Origin of the sequence: Exiguobacterium sp. s43, from assembly GCF_018617255.1 — a bacterium.
In the GTDB taxonomy this organism is placed as follows: domain Bacteria; phylum Bacillota; class Bacilli; order Exiguobacteriales; family Exiguobacteriaceae; genus Exiguobacterium; species Exiguobacterium profundum.
Genome location: NZ_JACSJT010000004.1, coordinates 72801 through 90979, shown reverse-complemented (window position 1 = coordinate 90979; position 18179 = coordinate 72801). Strand labels below are relative to the sequence as shown.

The following is an 18179-nucleotide window of genomic DNA, read 5'->3' as shown; positions in this document are numbered from 1 at the left end:
AGAGTGAAAGGGGCAACGCTGGGATGTATTTATCAGAGTTAAGGATTTGGAATTTTAGAAAATTTGGTATAAAACAAGATGGAAAGCCTGGATTGACACTCAACTTCACTCCAGAATTGAATCTTTTAGTAGGCGAAAATAATTCGGGAAAGACAACGATTGTAGATGCTATAAAGTATACTTTGCACACGCAAAGCTATGAATATATGAGGCTTGAGTTAGAAGATTTTTATTTGCCATTTGGTGAATCCGAAGAAAATAGAGCAACAAAATTAAGAATAGAGTGCAATTTTAAAGGGTTTAGTGATCTTGAAGCTAAGAATTTTTTAGAGTGGTTAGGTATGGAGAAGAATTCTCAAGGTACTTATGAATACTTTTTAAAATTATCTTTCACAGCTCAAAGAAATGGGAACAATATATATTACGATATTAAAGCTGGGGCTGACAATGAGGGTAAACAATTAAGTGGAGAGGCAAAGAACCTTTTGAGAACAACCTACCTTAAACCATTAAGAGACGCCGAAAAAGAAATGTCGCCGGGTAAAAATTCTAGACTTTCACAAATATTAGATAGTCATGATGCATTTAAAGGAAAAGATGAAAACCATTATCTTTACACAATTATAAAAGAGGCCAATGAAAAAATCACAAAGTACTTTAAGGGTTTGGATACTGATGATAATGAGATTGAAGACCAAGAGGGTAAAGAGTTATTAGAACAAATCAATACATACTTAAAAGAATTTAGTGGATTTAGGAATAATCAAATTTCAGATTTCACAATTACTAAATTGAGATTAAAAAATATTCTTGAAAGACTTAACTTAGACATAACCGAAAGTAAATCAGGATTAGGGTCTCAGAATTTGCTTTTTATAGCAACTGAATTACTCTTATTGAAACGAAATCAATACCAAGGTTTACGCTTAGCTATTGTTGAAGAAATTGAAGCTCATTTGCATGTTCAGGCACAAATTAGACTAGTTGAATTTCTTCATAAGGAAGTAAGTGATTCACAAATTCAATTAATTATGACAACCCATAGCACAGATCTTGCATCTAAAGTGAAGTTGAAAAACCTTATTATTTGTAAGGATGGAAGTGCTTTTCCTATGGGGGATGAGAATACACAATTAAATAAAGGGGACTATCTTTTTTTAGAGCGTTTTTTGGATTCAACAAAAGCAAATTTGTTTTTTGCACAAGGAGTCATACTCGTAGAAGGTGATTCGGAGAATTTATTACTTCCAATTATTGCTCTTATTATAGATAAACCATTGTCATTGTTTGGGGTGACTATTGTTAATGTTGGAAATACAGCTTTCCTGCGTTATTCTAATATTTTCAAAAGGAAAGAACCAAATAAGGGTATGTTAAATATAACCGTTTCTGCAATTACTGACAACGATATAAAGCCTGATATATATTCATCTGTAGATCCTGAGGCTAAAACTCAAACGCATTTGGATTCAGAAAAATCTATTAATGTAAGGAGAAGTGAAAGAAAAGCAAAAATTGACGGTCAATTTGTTAAATTATTTATATCACCAGACTGGACCCTGGAGTATGATATAGCACTTGGTTCATTACGTGATGAATTATTATTGGCGATATTGCAAGCTGAAAAAATTGGAAATAGTGATGTCATTGGCTTGACAAAAGCCAAAGAAGAATCAATTGATAAAGAAATAATCAGGTTAAATGAAATTTGGAAAGAACAAAACGCTTCTGATGAAGAAAAAGCTTTCTATATTTATTATCATTTAATGCTTGAAAAAAAGATATCTAAAGCAATAACAGCTCAATGTTTAGCAAACATCTTAGAACAAAAGATGCAAGAAGATAAAGAAGAAATTAAAAGGAGAATTTTAGGGGACAGCAAATTGCAGTACATTATTCAGGCTATTAATTATGCTTCCAAAGGAGCTGTATGAAAATGCTTAATATAACTGAAGATGATATTTTGTATGCTGAAAAAATATTGTTGCCCCCAGGAGAGAGTTTTAATAATGAACGTAGAGAAATTATTAAGTCTTTAAATAGTATAGACATAAAAGCCAGTCCTGGGAGTGGAAAGACAACTACACTTTTAGCCAAACTAGCAATTCTGACTACTATGCTCCCATTAGATGATAATAAAGGGATTTGTATTTTAACTCATACAAATGTTGCAATTAACGAGATAAAAGATAAATTAAATGTTTATGGACAAAGTCTTTTTGAATATCCAAATAATTGTAGCACCATCCAGTTATTTGTAAATAAATTTTTAGCCATACCTGCGTATATACATTTCTACGGCAAAAAGCCAATTAGAATAGATAATCAAATATATGAAGAAAGAATTATGAAAAAATATTACCAGATTATTCCTCGAAGATTACGATATGGAATAGAAAAAAGAAGTATTAACATAAAGACTATTAGATTTGATTTAAGTGATGGTACCTTAAAAAAAGATTTATATGGAACTCAAATCTATAAAAGTCAACAAAGCGAGAGTTACAAAGCATTAAAAGAACTAAAAGACAGTGTAATGATGGATGGGATACTTAGCTATGATGACGCATATTTTTTAGCCATCAATTATATTAAAGAAAATCCAGATTTAAAAAAAATATTTTCTATACGTTTTCCCTATGTTTTTATTGATGAAATGCAAGATACTATGGATCATCAACAAACTATACTAGATTATCTATTTGATGAATCGGTTGTTATCCAACGAATTGGAGACCCTAATCAATCAATATACGATCAGCGTAATGCTACAGGAACTTGGGAAATAAGTCAGGACAGATGCAGGGAAATAACTGATAGTAAACGCTTTTCAACTGCTGTGGCAAAGGCTGTGCAAAATATTTGCGTTCAGCCTCAACAACTAATTGGTAATCCTGAAATAGAGGACATAAAGCCATGTATTTTAGTGTTTAAACCAGATCGCATTGATAAAGTTCTCCCTTACTTTTCAAAAGTAATTGTAGACAATAATTTGCATCTTTCTGATAAAAAAATATTTAAAGCTATAGGATGGGTTTCTGAGCACGAGAAAGAAATTGGAATTAGTAACTATTGGAATGATTATATAAAAGAAGTGAAGCAGAAAGTTGATTTTAACTACTTAAATAATTATTTGTTAAAAGCATCAGTTGGAGAAGTGGATAAATACGGCAGTAGGTTATATAAAGAAAGAATTATAAGAGGAATTTTAAAAGCGCTTAGACAAATGGAACAAATGAACGAAGATAGGTTCTTCACTGAAACTTCTTTTTTAGATCATCTCCGAATAAGTGACATATCGGTATACAACAAATTATTACTAATGTTATCGAAATGGTGTTTGAAAATACAAAATGATGAAAATGTATTTTTAGAAGTTAAAGAGTTTATAATTTTTGACTTAAAAGAATTATTTAATTGGGAAGATACAGGTCGTCTGGATTCATTTTTTGAAAATCAAATCGAAGATATATATGAATCACATGAGAATAAAATCAATGTATATAAATTTAACGAAAACTCAATCACTTTTGACATTAATGTCTCAACTATTCACTCTGTTAAAGGAGAAACTCACACAGCTACCCTTTATCTAGAGACATATTATCACGATTACGATGTTAAAAGGATTATAGAGTATTTGAAAGGAAAACACTCTGTCACTAGAGCTGTAAGAACATTGCAGAATTTAAAAATGACCTATGTAGGAATGACTCGTCCATCACATTTACTGTGTGTAGCAGTAACAAATGAGACAGTACTAGGGCATGAGGAAGAGTTAGTGGAGGCAGGTTGGGATATAAGATATGTATAAATCTAAATCTAAATCCTTTAAGACAATCCGAAACCTCTCTACTTAACCAAGCGATTTCGGATTGAATTTATTTATTGTAAACCCTTATAGCCAATGAAAGAAGCATTGCAAATTTAATATTTAATTTATTATCAATCAAAAGCTTTAAGGGTTTTTCTCCCCAAAACTTCATATCTTTTTTTCCCCACATCAACAATTACTTCATCCTGTTTTAATAAATGCTCATAAGGTTCTCCCTCATTTTTTATTGTTCTTAAAACTCTGTCTGGCTCATTAATCCGATTTAACATCTTATTCAATTCTTTTTCTTCTTTGTAAGTTTTTATAGTAAGAAATCTTCCCAAGTTTATTTCAAATCATACTGTAAAAAATAATAAAACACCAGGTTTATTCTTCTGTTAATTCTTTTATAAGCTTTGTTATATTCTTCATCGTTATTATGTTTTTTTCTATAATTAATTCTAATCGAGACCGTCTATCGAGTTGTTTCAAGTCGCACAAGTAAATGAAACCGGACCGACAGGGATCCCATCGTACGGTTTACATCATTTCGCAATCTATGTGAATGATATGCAAGAGGCGGCTCAGCGCTTTGAACGTGCGGGTGGACAGTTGTTATCAAAACCACACCCGTTAGCCGGCGTCGAAGACAATGGGGATAACCAAGGTGTATACGGGAAGGCACCGTGGGGGTCGCTCATCGAGCTGATTGCCTATCCGGACGGAATTGATTATCCTGCGTCGAGTGAACAGGAGCGTTGGACACCAGCGGAACATAAATGAGTATATACGAAAAGAATCGCCCTTTCTCAGGCGATTCTTTTTTCAGTCCGTCTGTTTCCGGTTATACATCACGACACTACCGACGAATGCAGCAAGCGCCCACGCCGTAAGCAAACCGAGCTCTAGCCCGACGGCACCGAAGTTCGCACCGTCGTCCACTTGATGAGCTACATCAATCAAGAGCACGTTCGGTAAATACTCAAGCACTCCGATGATGGCGAAACGGTCTTGTAGTGGTAACAACATCGGTGAGAACGAGAAGAAAAAGAACGGCAACATGACAATCAATGAAGCTTCCATGACCGTCTTCGTCATCAAGCCGAACATCGTTCCGATTCCGATATAAAAGAATGTCGAGACGATGAGCGCGAGGGCAATCACAGCCAGATTTTTTGGAGCGTAATCCATCAAAAATGACGAGGCTACGATGAGGATCATCGTCGTCACGAACGTGAGGGCACTCTTTCCGAGCAAGATGTCGAGCGTGCTCGCTGGGGACAACATGAGCCCGCGAAGCGTGTTTTTCTCCTTTTCTTCGGCGATCAACGCACATTGTACGAAGATGGCCACGAGGCTAAACGTGATGTTGATGACGAAGTACGTGATATCGACGCCGCCGTCACCGATTCGCGAATAGAAGACGGCGAAGAAGAGCGGCATGATCAAGGTCGACGAGACGAACAAGTTTCGAGACAAATCCTTGTAGTCTTTTTGGAAAATGGCGAGTGCACGTTTCATTGAAAAAGTCATGATAATTTCCTCCCTGTCACTTCGATAAAGATATCGCCGAGTGTCGGCTCATTGGAATGGATCGACGCGATATTTTTAGCACGCATCTGTTTATGGAGCCAGTCCGCGCCTTCGTCGGTTTGCGTCACTTCATGCGTCTGACCGTTGTTCAATTCAACTCGCATCGATCCCGTTGCATATTTCCTGCGCAATACGTTCGGGGCATCGAGCAGTTGAATCGACCCTTGATGTAAGAAAGCGACACGATCACACAGCTCCTCGGCTTCTTGCATATCGTGCGTCGTCAGAAAGATGGTCGTTCCATTTGCTTTCAACCGTTCAATCCCTTTATAGATATGTCGAGAGTTGACGGGGTCGAGAGCCGATGTCGGTTCATCTAGAAACAGGAGCTCTGGCTCATGAAGAAGGGCGCGTGCGAGCGTCACCCGTTGCAACATCCCTCTAGAGAGTTTGTCGATGCGCTTCTTCCGTTCCCCGCTGAGGTTGACCATGTTCAATACTTCATCAATCCGAGTCTTCGGTTCATCATAGAGGTCGCAATATAAGCTCAGGTTCTCTTCTATAGAAAGTCGTGTATACAGACCACTATTGTCCGTCAACACGCCGATGCGTTTACGGTACTGTTCTTGTTTCAGGTCAGCGACCGGCACGCCGAAGACAGTAGCATCACCGGCCGTCTGTGCGAGTTGTGACGTCAAGATTTTTATCGTTGTCGTCTTTCCAGAACCACTCGGTCCCAAGAAGCCGAACACTTCTCCTTTTCCAACTGTAAACGTCACATCATGTAACGCTTCCTCGTTCCCAAACAATTTCTTTAACCCGTTCACTTGAATGATTGGTTCCATTCCCGTTCCTCCTTGTCGATGTCGTCTTACTTGCTTCTATCGTATAAGGAATGGGGAAAGGCCGCACTGAAATGGCGATAAATGGCGCTTATCAGGAGTTGAATGAAGCGAATAGAACTGTGAATGGAGACTATTTGAGCCCCATCATCGTCTTCAATTCTGCCATTTTTGTCTTGGATAACGGAATCGTTGTCTTCTCTGAATCATCCAAGATAAGACTGAAGCTATTTTTCGTATAGGTGATGACTTCGCGCACACGTTGTAAGTTCACAAGATATGACCGATGGCAGCGGAAGAAACCATACGGGGTCAAACGCGTCTCGAGCTCGTTCATCGTGAAGACGCTCGGGAACTGATCCGATTGACTATGTAAAATCGATTGTCCGTCCTGACTTTCGATGAAGTCGATTTCAGGAGGGTCGAGTAAGATGATTTTTTCGTTCACTTTCGTCGGAATCTTCTCGAAACGGACGTGGATAATCTCAGATGAAATTTCCGAATCACCTGCATCTTCCGGTTCCACATCTAACAGGCGCAAGTGACGATGATCAATCCGATAAACGGTCGATGTCATGAAGAGCGCACTTTCCATGTTGCTCGTCAACACGAGGACGGATTTTTGTCTCGACGTTAATGTCTGTAACGTATCGCGTAAAAGGTGTCGTGTTTCTTGGTCCACGTCTTGGTCCGCTTCTTCAAACACATATAGGTCACGGTCTTGGAGAAGCAGCGCGGCGTACTGCGTGCGTCTGACAAGGGAACGATTGAGACGGTGGAGGCGGTGCTTGCGATAAGTCGTGAGTTGGAGTTGCTGCATCACCGATTCGACTGATTCGGATGAATCATAAAGACGCTTGGTGAAGCGTAAATACTCCTCGATGGTGAGTCGATCGTATAAACCGTCCCGGATGGAGAAGAGAGACATCGTTGAAGCGTGGTCGATGTTCCCGGTATATGTCGAGATCTCCTGACTGATGAGACCGAAGATGATTTCTCGGGAAATGACGCCACAGTGGATAGCTGCTAACTCACCTGGTTGAATCGAAAATGAAATGTTTTCGAGAATAAGTGTGTCTTGTTGGCGCACCGAGACGTTTTGGAAAGTAAGCACCGAATCCCTCCCTTTTTAGTTGGAGTATAACATTTTACAGAGAAGGGCTTAAGAGGAAGATGATTAAACATGAAAGTTACATCTTTTGGTAAAATAAGATACATGACGAATTAGTGAAGGGAAGTGACTCATTTAATGGATAAGCAATTCGAAGAGATGCAGACACGCGTGTTCGAGTTAGAATCTCAAGTTGAAATGCTTCAATCCCTTCTACTTCGAGTGATTGAGCAAGATTCAATACTACATAATCAGTTAAAAACTGAATTAGAATATGTCTTATTAAAGCATGATTTACCAGTCGGAAAGAGACATGACGTTTCATTTTTTCTGATTCGTCTCGAAAAGGCGTATTAGTTTGAAAACAAAATACCAACGCTGATTTCATTTCATGAAGAATTGAAACAAGTGCTTGAATTAGAGGAGTTATCAGAAGAGGTTTCCATTCGATTGATTCAAGAGTATGTAAGACGTGGAGTTTTTACTGTGGGGAACATGATTAAATATGAAAAGTGAGGATGTGGAGTATATGAACGAAGTACAACGATTAATGGATAAAGTAATTGAATTTCGAGATGAGCGCGACTGGGCGTTCCATCATAACCCGAAAGACTTGGCGTTATCGTTATCACTTGAGGCGAGTGAGCTCCTTGAGGTATTCCAATGGGTGTCGAGTGAAGAAGCGCTTGAGACGAAAAAGATGGAGATGAAAGAGGAGCTTGCTGACGTGTTGATTTACGCGTTGACATTCGCTCATGCTGCTGACATCGATGTTTCAAAAGCGATTGAAGACAAGCTTGTGAAAAACGCAGTTAAATATCCGAGTCCGCAAAAATGAATGAGGAGTTCTATATCAACATTCCATCCGATCGATTTATGATTCCTTGTCATTTAATGGGGCCTCATTTCTCTCCTTGCGCTGCATCAGAGAAAACAGGTATTCAATTTTATAAGCAAACGGAAGTTGGGGAAATTGAGCATATCGGAAAACGTAAAGAAATCGCTAAGGTAGGTCATGCGTCGTTTGAACCACCACTTGAATTTCAGCAAATGGAAAATCCGTATATCGGACTTTTTTGGATGATTGACACTCTGGCAGAACATATTGATACCCTTCGCTCTTGTGGAGCCGATGATATCTGGATTGATTTGGGTGTGGTCTCTCACTTAGATGTGAAGTTAGAATTTGAACCAGATTTCTTGATGAAGCTTGCGAACTTAAAGATTCCATTTTTGATTAGTGGATATATAGAAACTGCTGATGAATAATAGCAATACGAAAAATATGAGTGACATCTGTATACTTTAAAGCCAGGTTATGAATAAAAAGAAGTACAATCCATCAGGACTGTACTTCTTTTTATAACACATCTTTCATGACCTCATTTGTCGTCTGAATTGATGCAAATTCTTCATTCAAACTAGCGAGCGACACGTCATGGATGACCGCTGCGGGAATCCATGCCCCACTGATCGATTGACGATCGAACGTCGCTGTCGCATCGGAGACAACAATCGGATTGAATCCCAAGTTTCCTGCCATCCGTGCGGTCGTCTCGACACAATGGTTCGTGATTAATCCGGTGATGACGATTTGTGTCGCACCAAGTGATTCAAGTCGTTCCTGTAAGTCCGTTCCGATGAAGGCGCTATTCACCTGTTTCGTTAAGATGACATCTTGTTCACGAGGTTGAATGAAGTCTTGAAACAAATGGCCATCTTTTTTGAAATAGAAGAGTGAGGTCGGAACGTTCGTGACATGTTGGACATAGATGATTGGTTGATCATGATGTTCCCACGCTTCAATCAACCGTGCGATATTCTCTTCGCATTTTGGATTGTTGCGGTTTCCCCAGCTTGGATCATGAAAGGCTTGTTGGACATCGATGATGAGTAATGGAACGACTGTCGTTTGCATGTTGATTCCCCCTTGAATTGGATACTTCAAGTGTATGCAACGGAGGAATATAGATACATAGAGGTTTTACGGAAGTTTCAGCGAATGACTTTAGAAAGAACGGATTATGTATCGTTTCACTTTAATTTTGAAAGGTGAATGCCAAATGGATGAAATAGATCGCCATATTCTTGAATTGATGCAACAACAAGCCCGAATCTCGATGACCGAATTAGGACGACAGATTGGATTGTCTACGCCTGCTGCGACAGAACGGGTGAAGCGACTCGAAGAACGTGGAGTCATCACAGGCTATCGGGCTGTCATCAATCCTGAAAAGATGGACAAACACGTGACCGCCTTTATTCTTTATGACACCCATCGTTGTGAGGCGTTCCGTGAATTTTGTCGTCAACAGCCGTCCGTGATCGAATGTCATCGCTTAGCCGGGCAGTACAGTTACCTCGTCAAAGTGGTAACGGAAAACGTGCGCACATTAGAGACGTTCATCGACGAATCGATGGAATACGGTCGTCCCTCATCTTTGATAAATCTATCTTCACCAGTATCATTCAGACCCGTTTTATGAAAGCGATGGAGTGACTTTTAACAGTGAGAGTGATTGCGAGCTAGTAAAAGAGAATAGATGAAATTTTTTCAGTACAAATTGATTTTTAATCAAATGAAAAGGAGGGGGACACGATGTCGCACGATGAGCGTTTACGAGAAATAACTAAGGCTCGCCTACTTACGAACCGTATTAATGTCATGTTATCGCTCATTCTTTTGTTAGGGGGATGGATGATGTGGTGGTTTGGAGAGTTCTTTCTCATTCAAGTTCTCTTGGGAATCCTTTTGCTCATTCCACCTCTTTTGATGGTTCATATGTGGAGACGTACCCGAATGTTGCTTCGTTTCAATGAAGCGATGGAATATCAACGTATAGTTTGGTCGGAGTTCATTCTTGCGCTGGTTGTCGTCTGCATATTGATTGGAATTGCAACTACGATCATCCTAACCGAATCATTTAGCTTATCGACTGTTCCACTCCTGGTCATGTTCGTCACGGCCCTGATGTCTAGACACGTTGATCAGCGGATGAAGCAAATCGACCCTGAACATGTGACGTACGCAAATCTCGCTCGATATCAGACGAAACGCAGCTAACCGAAGTCAGCTGCGTTTTGTGTTCGAATCTAATTGTTGTTCGATGTGGTCGAGACGTTCGATTAATACTTGTATCTGCTTCGAACGTTCACGTTCCATGAAGAGTTGCTCGTCTGCTCGTTTCTCAGAACGTGCCACGACATTGCGAATCCACAAAATACCGATGATTAGTACAGCGATTGGAAAAATCGTGAAAATGAGTCCGAATAAAAAGACCATGATGAAGTTCATATACACATACCTCCTTTTCTGCGTCTTCATTATACTTCCAAATATAACCTGTTTGAAAGGGGGAACCGTGGCATTTCAAATCCGACATGCATAAACTAAAAAAAGGAGTTCGATACATCATGACGTTTACTACATTTCAACGAGTCGGTACGTATCTATGAAACGGCCGACCCGACTTGGTACGGACGATGCGGGTTATGTCATCAACCAGACGTCCATCCATCATATACAGCCTGAGTTTGAAACTGTCCTTTTTAAAGCAATCGAATTGGTGAAAGAAGCATTCGATGAACAGCTACACAGCATATATCTTTATGGAAGCATCGGTCGCGGGACAGCTGTTGCTGGGCAATCGGATTTAGATTTGACGGTGCTCGTGCATGAGGATGTCGATGCGACAGAATTGGTGGAGCAGACGGAGCGATTGCTAACGCAACATCCGGAAGTCATTAAAATCGATTATGACATCGGGCGTCTCGATGTGGCGCTGGATCCGGCGAATCGTTTTGAATGGGGCTTTTGGCTAAGACATCTTTGTACATGTGTGGACGGGGAAGATGTCTCGATTCAATTCCCGCGCATGAAGCCGGATGTTCGTGTGAGTGAGGCGTTGAACCAGGACTTGATTTCTTCAATTAAAACAGCCAAGTCGAAATTGCTTCGTGGACAGATGTCTCATCTGGAGAAACGCTCCATCGTGAAGCGCGTCATCCGAGGTTGGTATTTGACGATCAACGTGAAGGACGAGAGTTTTGCATCGACTGTAGAAGCATGCTTGGCGATTCTAAAACTCTATTTCTCGGAAGATCCGCGAGTAGAGCAAGGAGAAGCACTGTTGAGACAAGATGAAATCACAAATCAACAGCTTCTAGACTATTTGAATGAAATAGATTGGATTTAATGATGTCGCTCCTCGATTGGGATATATCCGTTCGGTCGTCTTCGCTTCACGTCTGTGTCAAAGAAGAAATAAGGGACATATAAAGCGCTTGATACGTACGTAATGATGACAAATTCGATTGCGGTCGAACATTGAATGAGGTCGAATAAAAATAGAGACCATATGGGATATGAAACGAGACACATCGCCACAGTCATCCGACCCTTAGTTTGAATAAAACGGTACAAAATGCGCATCAATACGATATAAGGGAAGAATAGATAATAGAACATATTTTTCAATTGATGTCGTCCTTTCTTGCATATGTAAAACCATCTAACTCAGTATAATCGAGGAGAGACGGACGACAAAGGAGAATTTACAATGAAATCAATCGCCATCATTGGAGCTGGTATCAGCGGGCTTTATGCTTTAATCCAACTTCATCAAAAGGGATATGACGTCACCATCTTTGAGGCTCGTGATCGTATTGGTGGTCGTATCTTGACGAAGGACGGTTATGACCTCGGACCGACATGGTATTGGCCGGATACGGAGAAGACCATCTCTAAACTCGTGGATACACTCGGACTCGAGTCATTTGTTCAACATACGACAGGACACATGGTGCTCGAACGTCAAACGACGACCGCACCGGAACGACATGTGTTACCGGAAGAAAGCATCGTCTTATCCAAGCGTTTAGTCGGTGGGATGACGAGTCTGGTGGAAGCTCTGCATGCGAAGTTGCCCGATGACATCGTTCGGCTTGGGCATCGCCTGACCTCGATCGAGCGACAGTCGGACCGAGTCCAACTGACGTTTCAAAATGGTTCGGTGCATCACACGGATGACGTGATCCTTGCGATTCCACCCCGTCTCGTTGCGGAAGTGGCAATTGAACCGGCATTGTCAGCGCAAACGCGAAAAGCGCTCAAAACGACTCCCACATGGATGGCTTCTCAGGCGAAAGCGCTCATCGTATACGAGACACCGTTCTGGCGAGAAGAAGGTCTGTCTGGCTTTGGGATGAGCTGGGTCGGTCCACTTCAAGAGATTCATGACGCTTCTCTGATAGATGGACCAGGTGCGCTGTTCGGATTTTTCCGTCTGTCACCGGGAGAACGGGAAGCGTTAGGAGAAGGACAAGTAAAGACGCGCGTCATCGAACAACTGGAGAAGCTTTATGGTCCGAAAGCGAATGACTTCTTGCGATTTCATTATATGGACTGGTCGACAGAATCAGAGACAGCGACATCTGACGACTTCCTGCCGCTCACGGCATTCCCGGCTTACGGTCCGATTGAGCTCGGAGACCGTCTCCATTTGATTGGTTCGGAGACGGATGCGCAGTTCGGGGGACATATCGAAGGGGCATTGCGGTCGGCGAATCGAATCGTACAAGGGTTGGTATAACGAAAAAGACAAATCGTCCGACTAGCGGCGATTTGTCTTTTTTATTTGAATTTCTGAATCATCAACGCGAGCGAACGGTTGATCATCTTCATCTCGTCATCCTCAAGGACGGAGAACATCTCTTCAGCGAGGCGCTCTTCAATCGCATCGATTTGTTTCGAGTACGCAAGGCCGTTCGGACCGAGCCGGATGAAACTTTCCCGAAGGTTCTCGGGATTCTTTTCCCGCATGACGAAATCGCGTTGCTCGAGCACTTTGAGCACTTGACTGACAGCACTTTTGGAGATGGACATCTTCGTCGCAATCTCTGTCGTCGTCCACGTCTCTTGACGTTTGAAGAGAAGCAACATCTGTTCTTGTTGATAGCTCAGCTCGAACTCGTTCAGTTCCGTGAAATATTTCGTGAACAGCAAGTCGAGCTCATCGATTTGGCGATACATCGTGAGGACTTGTTGCTTTCGTGTTTCATTCAACGTGTCATTCATCCTTTCTTTACGGTGTCCGCCGGAACGTTTCGCTCCGAAGATATAAGAGGACACCACACACTAATCCGATTATACCAAATGCCAATAAGAGCGTTTGAATCGGCACGGACAAGGCAACAAGCACCGATAGGATGGCGAACGCAATCGGTTCAAGGCCTGAGGCGGCGAGCGACATGATGCTCATGACACGGCCGATTTTGTCAGAGTCGCTTTGTTCCTGCATGATGGTGACCGTCGGCAAGTAGACGAGCATGATCATAAACCCGCTCATAGAAGCCGCGACCGCGAGAAGCGGAATCGATTGGACTTGCGTGTAGAGGAAGAAGGCGCCGAGTGTCAGGAATAGGGCGCGGAAGACGAAGCGTCCACGATGAACCGACCGTAACAATAGAATCAGGAAGCTTGCAACAAATGTCCCGACAGCGAGCCCGCCTTCGATGATACTCAAATCAAATGCTGTCCCTCCGACTGAACCAACGAGAATCGGGATACTCATGATGAGTGGTCCCATGACGAACAAGTTGACGATGGCAATGGCGAACGTCCCACTACGTAACACAGGTGTCTGCGATACGTAACGAATGCCCTCTTTCAAATCAAGGAGTACATCTTTCGCTGAGAGTGGAGCGACCTCGGGAATGTTGTCTTGAATCAGACGTGGCATGATCAAAATCGCGGAGAGGAAAATCAATGCAGCCGACGTGCCGAAACTGAGACCAAAACTTCCCCACGTCAGTAGGATCCCTGCAAGGAACGGACCGATGACGAACATCAACTCGAGCGACCCTTGGAAAAGGGAGTTCGCCCGTTGCAACTGTTGACCTGATACGATTGAAGGCATAAGTGATGACAGTGCCGGGTAAGACATGCCATCTAAAAGACCAAATAATACGGAGATGATCAAGAGGGCTGTCACCGAATACGCATCAGCAAAATGGAGCGAGACGACAATTAACATCAACACGCCTTGTCCGATATTCGTTAAGCATAACAAGCGACTCTTTTGGAATCGATCAGCGAACACACCGCCGAACACCATCATGATGACACGCGGCAACGAGACCGCCGTCAAGATAATTCCGAGGAGTGCCGGTTGCTTCAACACGTCGATCGTCAACCATGAGACGCTCAAGAAGAAAATCGAAAACCCTAGCGTGAGCGTCATTCCGGATAACCAAGTGAATACGAACCGAGTATTCTTCAATAAATTCATATTAATAACCTCTTACTTCCATTCTTCAACATATAGTTAAGTTAACTAAACTATACAGCGAGAAATTCATATCGTCAAGAAGCATGACTTTGGTACGAAAATGTAAAATAACGGAACTTTTCTCATGTTCATCTCGTATAGTGGAATAAGAGGTGAATCAAGATGAATAAGCAAGAACGACTACATATAATCAAACAATCAAATCGAAAGCGACTTTTGCAACGACTTTTTCTAGCAATTCCAGCTGCTCTCGCGGTCTACTTTTTAATACGAACGGACGGGAATATTTGGGTTGGGTTCGCCATTATCGGCGGAGTGTTACTTGTGACTCGTTACTTCTTTTCGCATGAAGCAGAGACGATCAGTCAATTGTCGGAGCAAGAACAGGTGAAACGTGTTGTGATACTGCAGTATCATCTGGACTTCCTCTTTATCGCATTGCTAGGACTCGTCAATCCGCTAGCCATTCGAATCATGGAATGGTCTTGGATTCCAGCGGTTCTTATCGGTGGGACATTGCTTTATATCTTATGGTCTCAAGAGAAGCTCGATCAACAAATCCGCTGGCTCGATCCGGAGCAACCGACACGTCGCGAGATTCGACGATTCTGAAAGGATGAATGAGATGAATAAACAAGAACGGATTAATACGATTTATCGTTATCAACAGCGTTGGCTCTTTTGGAGAATGGGACTGGCAGCTCTTACCGGGATGTTCGTCTTTCTTGCACTTCAGTCTGACGGTGCGTCAAAGTATATCATTCCATTAGGGGTCACATTAGCAGGTATGTTGTTCGCCATCGGACGAGAGCGGCGCTTCGTCAGGAAGTTGACCGCTGTAGAACAAGCAAAGCGCATCATCGATTGGCAGTATGTGTCGGAGATGGGACTCCTCGTCTTGTTGGCAATTCTTTTCCCATTAATCGTCTTGATTAACTGGCCGGCATGGTCGCTTTTCGTCGTCTTCTTAGGCGGGGTCATCTTATTGCAAGTCGCACAGAAAATGCTCGACCGGCAGATGCCGCAGTATGACGAAGAACAGCCGATGCGCCGCGAAATCAAACTCGACTTCGTGAAAGACTGAGGTGATACCGTGGACAAAGCAGAGCGATTTGAAAGAATTGAACAGTTTGAGAAACGATATACTCGTCTCAACATCGTCGTGAGCGTAATCATGCTAGGCGTATCCATCTATTTTCTTTCGACATGGAGTCCGTATAGCATTCTTTTACCCGGTGTCGCACTTCTCTATACGACATGGCTTGAATGGAACAAGATGAAACTGCAGCAATCCTTCAACGAATCGACACGCTATCATCGATTGTTGCGGATTGATTTTACTGTCATGTTGATGAGTTTGATATGGTTTGTGATTTTGATTGGTTTGCATTTCAACGGAATCGATATCTTACCGTGGATGAGTTGGACGCTCCTGATTGGCGGACCGTGTCTCATATTGATTCCACTTTGGATTGATCGAAAACAGTCCGCGTTTGATGAGCACCACGTCACATCAGGCGAGTGGGCTCGGTCAAACCGGGAACGTTTGAAACATGCGTTAGATGATATTTCAAGGAAAGGTCGTAAAGATTCATGACAAAGAAAGAACGGATTCAAGTAATCGGAGGATATCGGCAGTCACGACAAACCCTTCACCTTTGGCTCACGGGAGCCCTCATTTTTTGTAACAGTTTTGTGCTCGGTTTTGATACATGGTGGATATGGGGAATCGGTTCGGTCCTCACGGCTGTCCTACTCATAGGGCTGACGATCAAAGAAGGACGTGTCTTACAGATTTTCACGGTGGGTCGAGGCATCCTACTGACAAAACGCTTATATCGCCTCTATTCCTACTGGATTGGAGCGGTCACAGCAGCGATTCTCTTCAGTCGTCTCCAGATTGCACCTGTCGCATGGGTCATCTTCGGTCTAGGCATCGTCATGTTAGCATGGACGCACTATCAGACCGTGCAACAATTGCGACAAGCCGACCCGGAGCAACCGACACGAGATGAGGTGACAAAGCACTACCGTTCGTATGAAAGGAGTACATATGCTGACGAAAGAAAAGCGAATTGAACAATTGCTGAAGCAAGATGACAGTCATTGGCGTTGGGGGTGGGGCATCGCCATCGCGACAATTGTGATGACGCTCGTGATTGCCACGCAGTCCAAACTCTACGCTCCACTCCTCGTCTTCATCAGTTTCTTTCCGTATCTCTGTTTCGAGTGGCGGAAAACAAAACTGCTCCTGACCTTTAACGAGGATACGCGTTACCAATGTCTGGTGTATACAGACTTTGGCATCCAGTGGCTCTGCTTCGTATTGACCATCAGCTTATTGGCTGCCTATTATGCCGACTCGTTGTCTCCCGTCGTCGCGATTGCCGGGCTGTTCGGAATCGGTGTGATGTCGATTCTGGCACCTTATGTCATCAATCGAAACTTACAATCACTCGATTCGCATCATGTACGAGGGAAAGAATTGCGTGAAGCGCGCGATCAACGCTTCCGTGAGTCCAAAACGAACACCTGAGAAGGGTTCGTTTTTTGTTTGAGGACATCGGTCCTTTTCTTCTTCGGTACGGAAGCGTAAGCTGACAATGTACACAGAACTACTAGAAGAATCGAGGAAGACATTCATGTTAGCTATTTTGATTGGATTGACGATTGGGATTTTATTGCCGATGCAGACGAGTGTCAACTCACGTTTGCGTCAGGTGGTCGGCTCCCCGTTCGTTGCATCTTTTTTATCGTTTACTGTCGGGACGATCTTTTTGTCCTTATTGCTTTTATTGACCGGACAGTCATTTGGATTTGACGGCTCGGTGATTCAGGAAGGTCCGGGTTGGATGTGGATTGGCGGACTGTTAGGGGTCTTGTTCTTAACGGGAAATATCTTGCTGTTCCCAAGACTCGGGAGTGTCCAGACGGTCATCATGCCGATTTTTGGACAGATTTTGATGGGGTTGTTGATTGACCATTTCGGTTGGTTCAATTCTGTCGAACACCCAATTACGGCGCTTCGTTTGTTCGGTGTCGTGCTCGTCTTGTTCGGAGTCATCGGAACGGTCGCTTTATCCGACTGGCTCAACCGCCGAAGAGGCAAGCTGGTCGTCTCCATGGAAACGGACACGGGGAATCTGAACCTGTGGCGACTGTTTGGGATTTTCACTGGGATGATGAGTGCCACGCAAACGGCCATTAACGGCTATTTGGGAACAGTGCTCGAATCGGCTCTGAAAGGGGCATTGGTCTCTTTCGTTGTCGGAACATTGGCGCTCTTACTCATTTTACTCGTCTCACGCCAACCCGTTCCGCTCGGTCAACTGAAAGGTCAACCGTGGTGGATTTGGCTCGGTGGGATCATTGGGGCGCTCTTCATCGGAGGAAACGTCCTCATCGTACCGATTGTCGGGACAGGAATCGCTGTCATCATCGTCATTGTCGGACTGTTATGCGGTAGCTTACTGATTGACCGTTTCGGTTGGTTTGGAGCGAAGAAGAACCCGGTCACTGGTGTGCAAATCATCAGTCTGATTGTCATGGTCATTGGAATTGTATTGATTCGTTTATCTTAAGGGGGGAGA

Annotated in this window: 25 protein-coding genes; 16 read left to right on the top strand and 9 right to left on the bottom strand. The window is 42.8% G+C overall.

What is annotated here, in order from left to right:
• The first annotated feature begins 23 nt into the window (after nucleotides 1–23).
• On the top strand, nucleotides 24–1934 hold the full coding sequence (locus KNO79_RS13930; RefSeq protein WP_214691564.1) for an ATP-dependent nuclease: 1911 nt from the start codon (nucleotides 24–26) through the stop codon (nucleotides 1932–1934).
• Nucleotides 1935–1936: 2 nt separating this feature from the next.
• Complete coding sequence (locus tag KNO79_RS13925) at nucleotides 1937–3814, top strand: UvrD-helicase domain-containing protein (RefSeq protein WP_214691563.1); 1878 nt, start codon at nucleotides 1937–1939, stop codon at nucleotides 3812–3814.
• Nucleotides 3815–3945: 131 nt separating this feature from the next.
• Here KNO79_RS13925 and KNO79_RS13920 read toward each other — a convergent pair whose 3' ends face one another.
• Nucleotides 3946–4113: a hypothetical protein gene (locus KNO79_RS13920; protein WP_214691562.1), complete on the bottom strand. Its 168-nt coding sequence runs from the start codon at nucleotides 4111–4113 to the stop codon at nucleotides 3946–3948.
• Nucleotides 4114–4297: 184 nt separating this feature from the next.
• Here KNO79_RS13920 and KNO79_RS13915 point away from each other — a divergent pair, with 184 nt between their 5' ends.
• Nucleotides 4298–4597 (top strand): VOC family protein, encoded by a 300-nt coding sequence (locus KNO79_RS13915; RefSeq protein ID WP_214691561.1) that lies wholly within the window; start codon nucleotides 4298–4300, stop codon nucleotides 4595–4597.
• Nucleotides 4598–4639: 42 nt separating this feature from the next.
• Here the strand turns inward: KNO79_RS13915 and KNO79_RS13910 are convergent, their stop codons facing one another.
• The 3 genes from KNO79_RS13910 to KNO79_RS15720 form a co-directional block, all read right to left on the bottom strand.
• Nucleotides 4640–5347 carry an ABC transporter permease gene (locus KNO79_RS13910; protein ID WP_214691560.1) on the bottom strand — a complete coding sequence of 236 codons (708 nt, stop codon included), beginning with the start codon at nucleotides 5345–5347 and terminating at the stop codon, nucleotides 4640–4642.
• On the bottom strand, nucleotides 5344–6192 hold the full coding sequence (locus tag KNO79_RS13905; RefSeq protein ID WP_074034792.1) for an ABC transporter ATP-binding protein: 849 nt from the start codon (nucleotides 6190–6192) through the stop codon (nucleotides 5344–5346). Before KNO79_RS13905 ends, KNO79_RS13910 begins: the two co-directional genes overlap by 4 nt.
• A gap of 130 nt (nucleotides 6193–6322) precedes the next feature.
• A complete protein-coding gene (locus tag KNO79_RS15720; protein WP_214691559.1) occupies nucleotides 6323–7303 on the bottom strand; it encodes a LytTR family transcriptional regulator DNA-binding domain-containing protein in 981 nt (326 codons plus the stop codon).
• 135 nt (nucleotides 7304–7438) lie between these two features.
• Between KNO79_RS15720 and KNO79_RS13895 the strand changes: the two genes are divergently transcribed.
• From KNO79_RS13895 to KNO79_RS13885, 3 genes are all read left to right on the top strand, one after another.
• Nucleotides 7439–7657: a hypothetical protein gene (locus KNO79_RS13895; RefSeq protein ID WP_214691558.1), complete on the top strand. Its 219-nt coding sequence runs from the start codon at nucleotides 7439–7441 to the stop codon at nucleotides 7655–7657.
• Nucleotides 7658–7829: 172 nt separating this feature from the next.
• Nucleotides 7830–8138 (top strand): nucleotide pyrophosphohydrolase, encoded by a 309-nt coding sequence (locus tag KNO79_RS13890; protein WP_214691557.1) that lies wholly within the window; start codon nucleotides 7830–7832, stop codon nucleotides 8136–8138.
• The gene (locus KNO79_RS13885) at nucleotides 8135–8569 is read left to right on the top strand and encodes a hypothetical protein (protein WP_214691556.1); all 435 of its coding nucleotides are present in this window, start codon (nucleotides 8135–8137) and stop codon (nucleotides 8567–8569) included. The genes KNO79_RS13890 and KNO79_RS13885 overlap by 4 nt, the downstream gene beginning before the upstream one ends.
• Nucleotides 8570–8660: 91 nt before the next feature.
• On the opposite strand, the gene KNO79_RS13880 is transcribed toward KNO79_RS13885, so the two are convergent.
• On the bottom strand, nucleotides 8661–9218 hold the full coding sequence (locus KNO79_RS13880) for a cysteine hydrolase family protein (protein WP_214691555.1): 558 nt from the start codon (nucleotides 9216–9218) through the stop codon (nucleotides 8661–8663).
• Nucleotides 9219–9363: 145 nt separating this feature from the next.
• Between KNO79_RS13880 and KNO79_RS13875 the strand changes: the two genes are divergently transcribed.
• On the top strand, nucleotides 9364–9786 hold the full coding sequence (locus tag KNO79_RS13875; protein ID WP_074034785.1) for an Lrp/AsnC family transcriptional regulator: 423 nt from the start codon (nucleotides 9364–9366) through the stop codon (nucleotides 9784–9786).
• A gap of 215 nt (nucleotides 9787–10001) precedes the next feature.
• Complete coding sequence (locus KNO79_RS13870) at nucleotides 10002–10364, top strand: hypothetical protein (protein ID WP_214691554.1); 363 nt, start codon at nucleotides 10002–10004, stop codon at nucleotides 10362–10364.
• Between the two features lie 6 nt (nucleotides 10365–10370).
• Here KNO79_RS13870 and KNO79_RS13865 read toward each other — a convergent pair whose 3' ends face one another.
• A complete protein-coding gene (locus KNO79_RS13865; protein WP_078146194.1) occupies nucleotides 10371–10595 on the bottom strand; it encodes a hypothetical protein in 225 nt (74 codons plus the stop codon).
• Between the two features lie 157 nt (nucleotides 10596–10752).
• Between KNO79_RS13865 and KNO79_RS13860 the strand changes: the two genes are divergently transcribed.
• Nucleotides 10753–11496 (top strand): nucleotidyltransferase domain-containing protein, encoded by a 744-nt coding sequence (locus KNO79_RS13860; RefSeq protein WP_214691553.1) that lies wholly within the window; start codon nucleotides 10753–10755, stop codon nucleotides 11494–11496.
• On the opposite strand, the gene KNO79_RS13855 is transcribed toward KNO79_RS13860, so the two are convergent.
• Nucleotides 11493–11777 carry a hypothetical protein gene (locus KNO79_RS13855; RefSeq protein WP_214691552.1) on the bottom strand — a complete coding sequence of 95 codons (285 nt, stop codon included), beginning with the start codon at nucleotides 11775–11777 and terminating at the stop codon, nucleotides 11493–11495. The genes KNO79_RS13860 and KNO79_RS13855 overlap by 4 nt on opposite strands.
• 82 nt (nucleotides 11778–11859) lie before the next feature.
• Here KNO79_RS13855 and KNO79_RS13850 point away from each other — a divergent pair, with 82 nt between their 5' ends.
• Entirely contained in the window at nucleotides 11860–12891 is a 1032-nt protein-coding gene (locus KNO79_RS13850; RefSeq protein WP_214691551.1) for a flavin monoamine oxidase family protein, read from the top strand.
• Between the two features lie 41 nt (nucleotides 12892–12932).
• On the opposite strand, the gene KNO79_RS13845 is transcribed toward KNO79_RS13850, so the two are convergent.
• Together KNO79_RS13845 and KNO79_RS13840 are read right to left on the bottom strand one after the other, a co-directional pair.
• Nucleotides 12933–13364, bottom strand: coding sequence for a MarR family winged helix-turn-helix transcriptional regulator (locus tag KNO79_RS13845; protein WP_074034775.1), 432 nt, complete (start codon nucleotides 13362–13364; stop codon nucleotides 12933–12935).
• Nucleotides 13365–13383: 19 nt separating this feature from the next.
• Entirely contained in the window at nucleotides 13384–14589 is a 1206-nt protein-coding gene (locus tag KNO79_RS13840) for an MFS transporter (protein WP_214691550.1), read from the bottom strand.
• Nucleotides 14590–14751: 162 nt separating this feature from the next.
• Between KNO79_RS13840 and KNO79_RS13835 the strand changes: the two genes are divergently transcribed.
• The 6 genes from KNO79_RS13835 to KNO79_RS13810 all read left to right on the top strand — a co-directional run bounded on the left by KNO79_RS13835 (nucleotide 14752) and on the right by KNO79_RS13810 (nucleotide 18170).
• On the top strand, nucleotides 14752–15201 hold the full coding sequence (locus KNO79_RS13835) for a hypothetical protein (protein ID WP_214685688.1): 450 nt from the start codon (nucleotides 14752–14754) through the stop codon (nucleotides 15199–15201).
• Nucleotides 15202–15214: 13 nt separating this feature from the next.
• A complete protein-coding gene (locus KNO79_RS13830; protein ID WP_159563425.1) occupies nucleotides 15215–15673 on the top strand; it encodes a hypothetical protein in 459 nt (152 codons plus the stop codon).
• A gap of 9 nt (nucleotides 15674–15682) precedes the next feature.
• Nucleotides 15683–16186, top strand: coding sequence for a hypothetical protein (locus tag KNO79_RS13825; RefSeq protein WP_214691549.1), 504 nt, complete (start codon nucleotides 15683–15685; stop codon nucleotides 16184–16186).
• Nucleotides 16183–16668 (top strand): hypothetical protein, encoded by a 486-nt coding sequence (locus tag KNO79_RS13820; RefSeq protein ID WP_214691548.1) that lies wholly within the window; start codon nucleotides 16183–16185, stop codon nucleotides 16666–16668. Before KNO79_RS13825 ends, KNO79_RS13820 begins: the two co-directional genes overlap by 4 nt.
• Nucleotides 16643–17125 (top strand): hypothetical protein, encoded by a 483-nt coding sequence (locus tag KNO79_RS13815; RefSeq protein WP_214691547.1) that lies wholly within the window; start codon nucleotides 16643–16645, stop codon nucleotides 17123–17125. The genes KNO79_RS13820 and KNO79_RS13815 overlap by 26 nt, the downstream gene beginning before the upstream one ends.
• Nucleotides 17126–17231: 106 nt before the next feature.
• Nucleotides 17232–18170, top strand: coding sequence for a DMT family transporter (locus tag KNO79_RS13810; RefSeq protein ID WP_251028370.1), 939 nt, complete (start codon nucleotides 17232–17234; stop codon nucleotides 18168–18170).
• Nucleotides 18171–18179 lie beyond the last annotated feature (9 nt).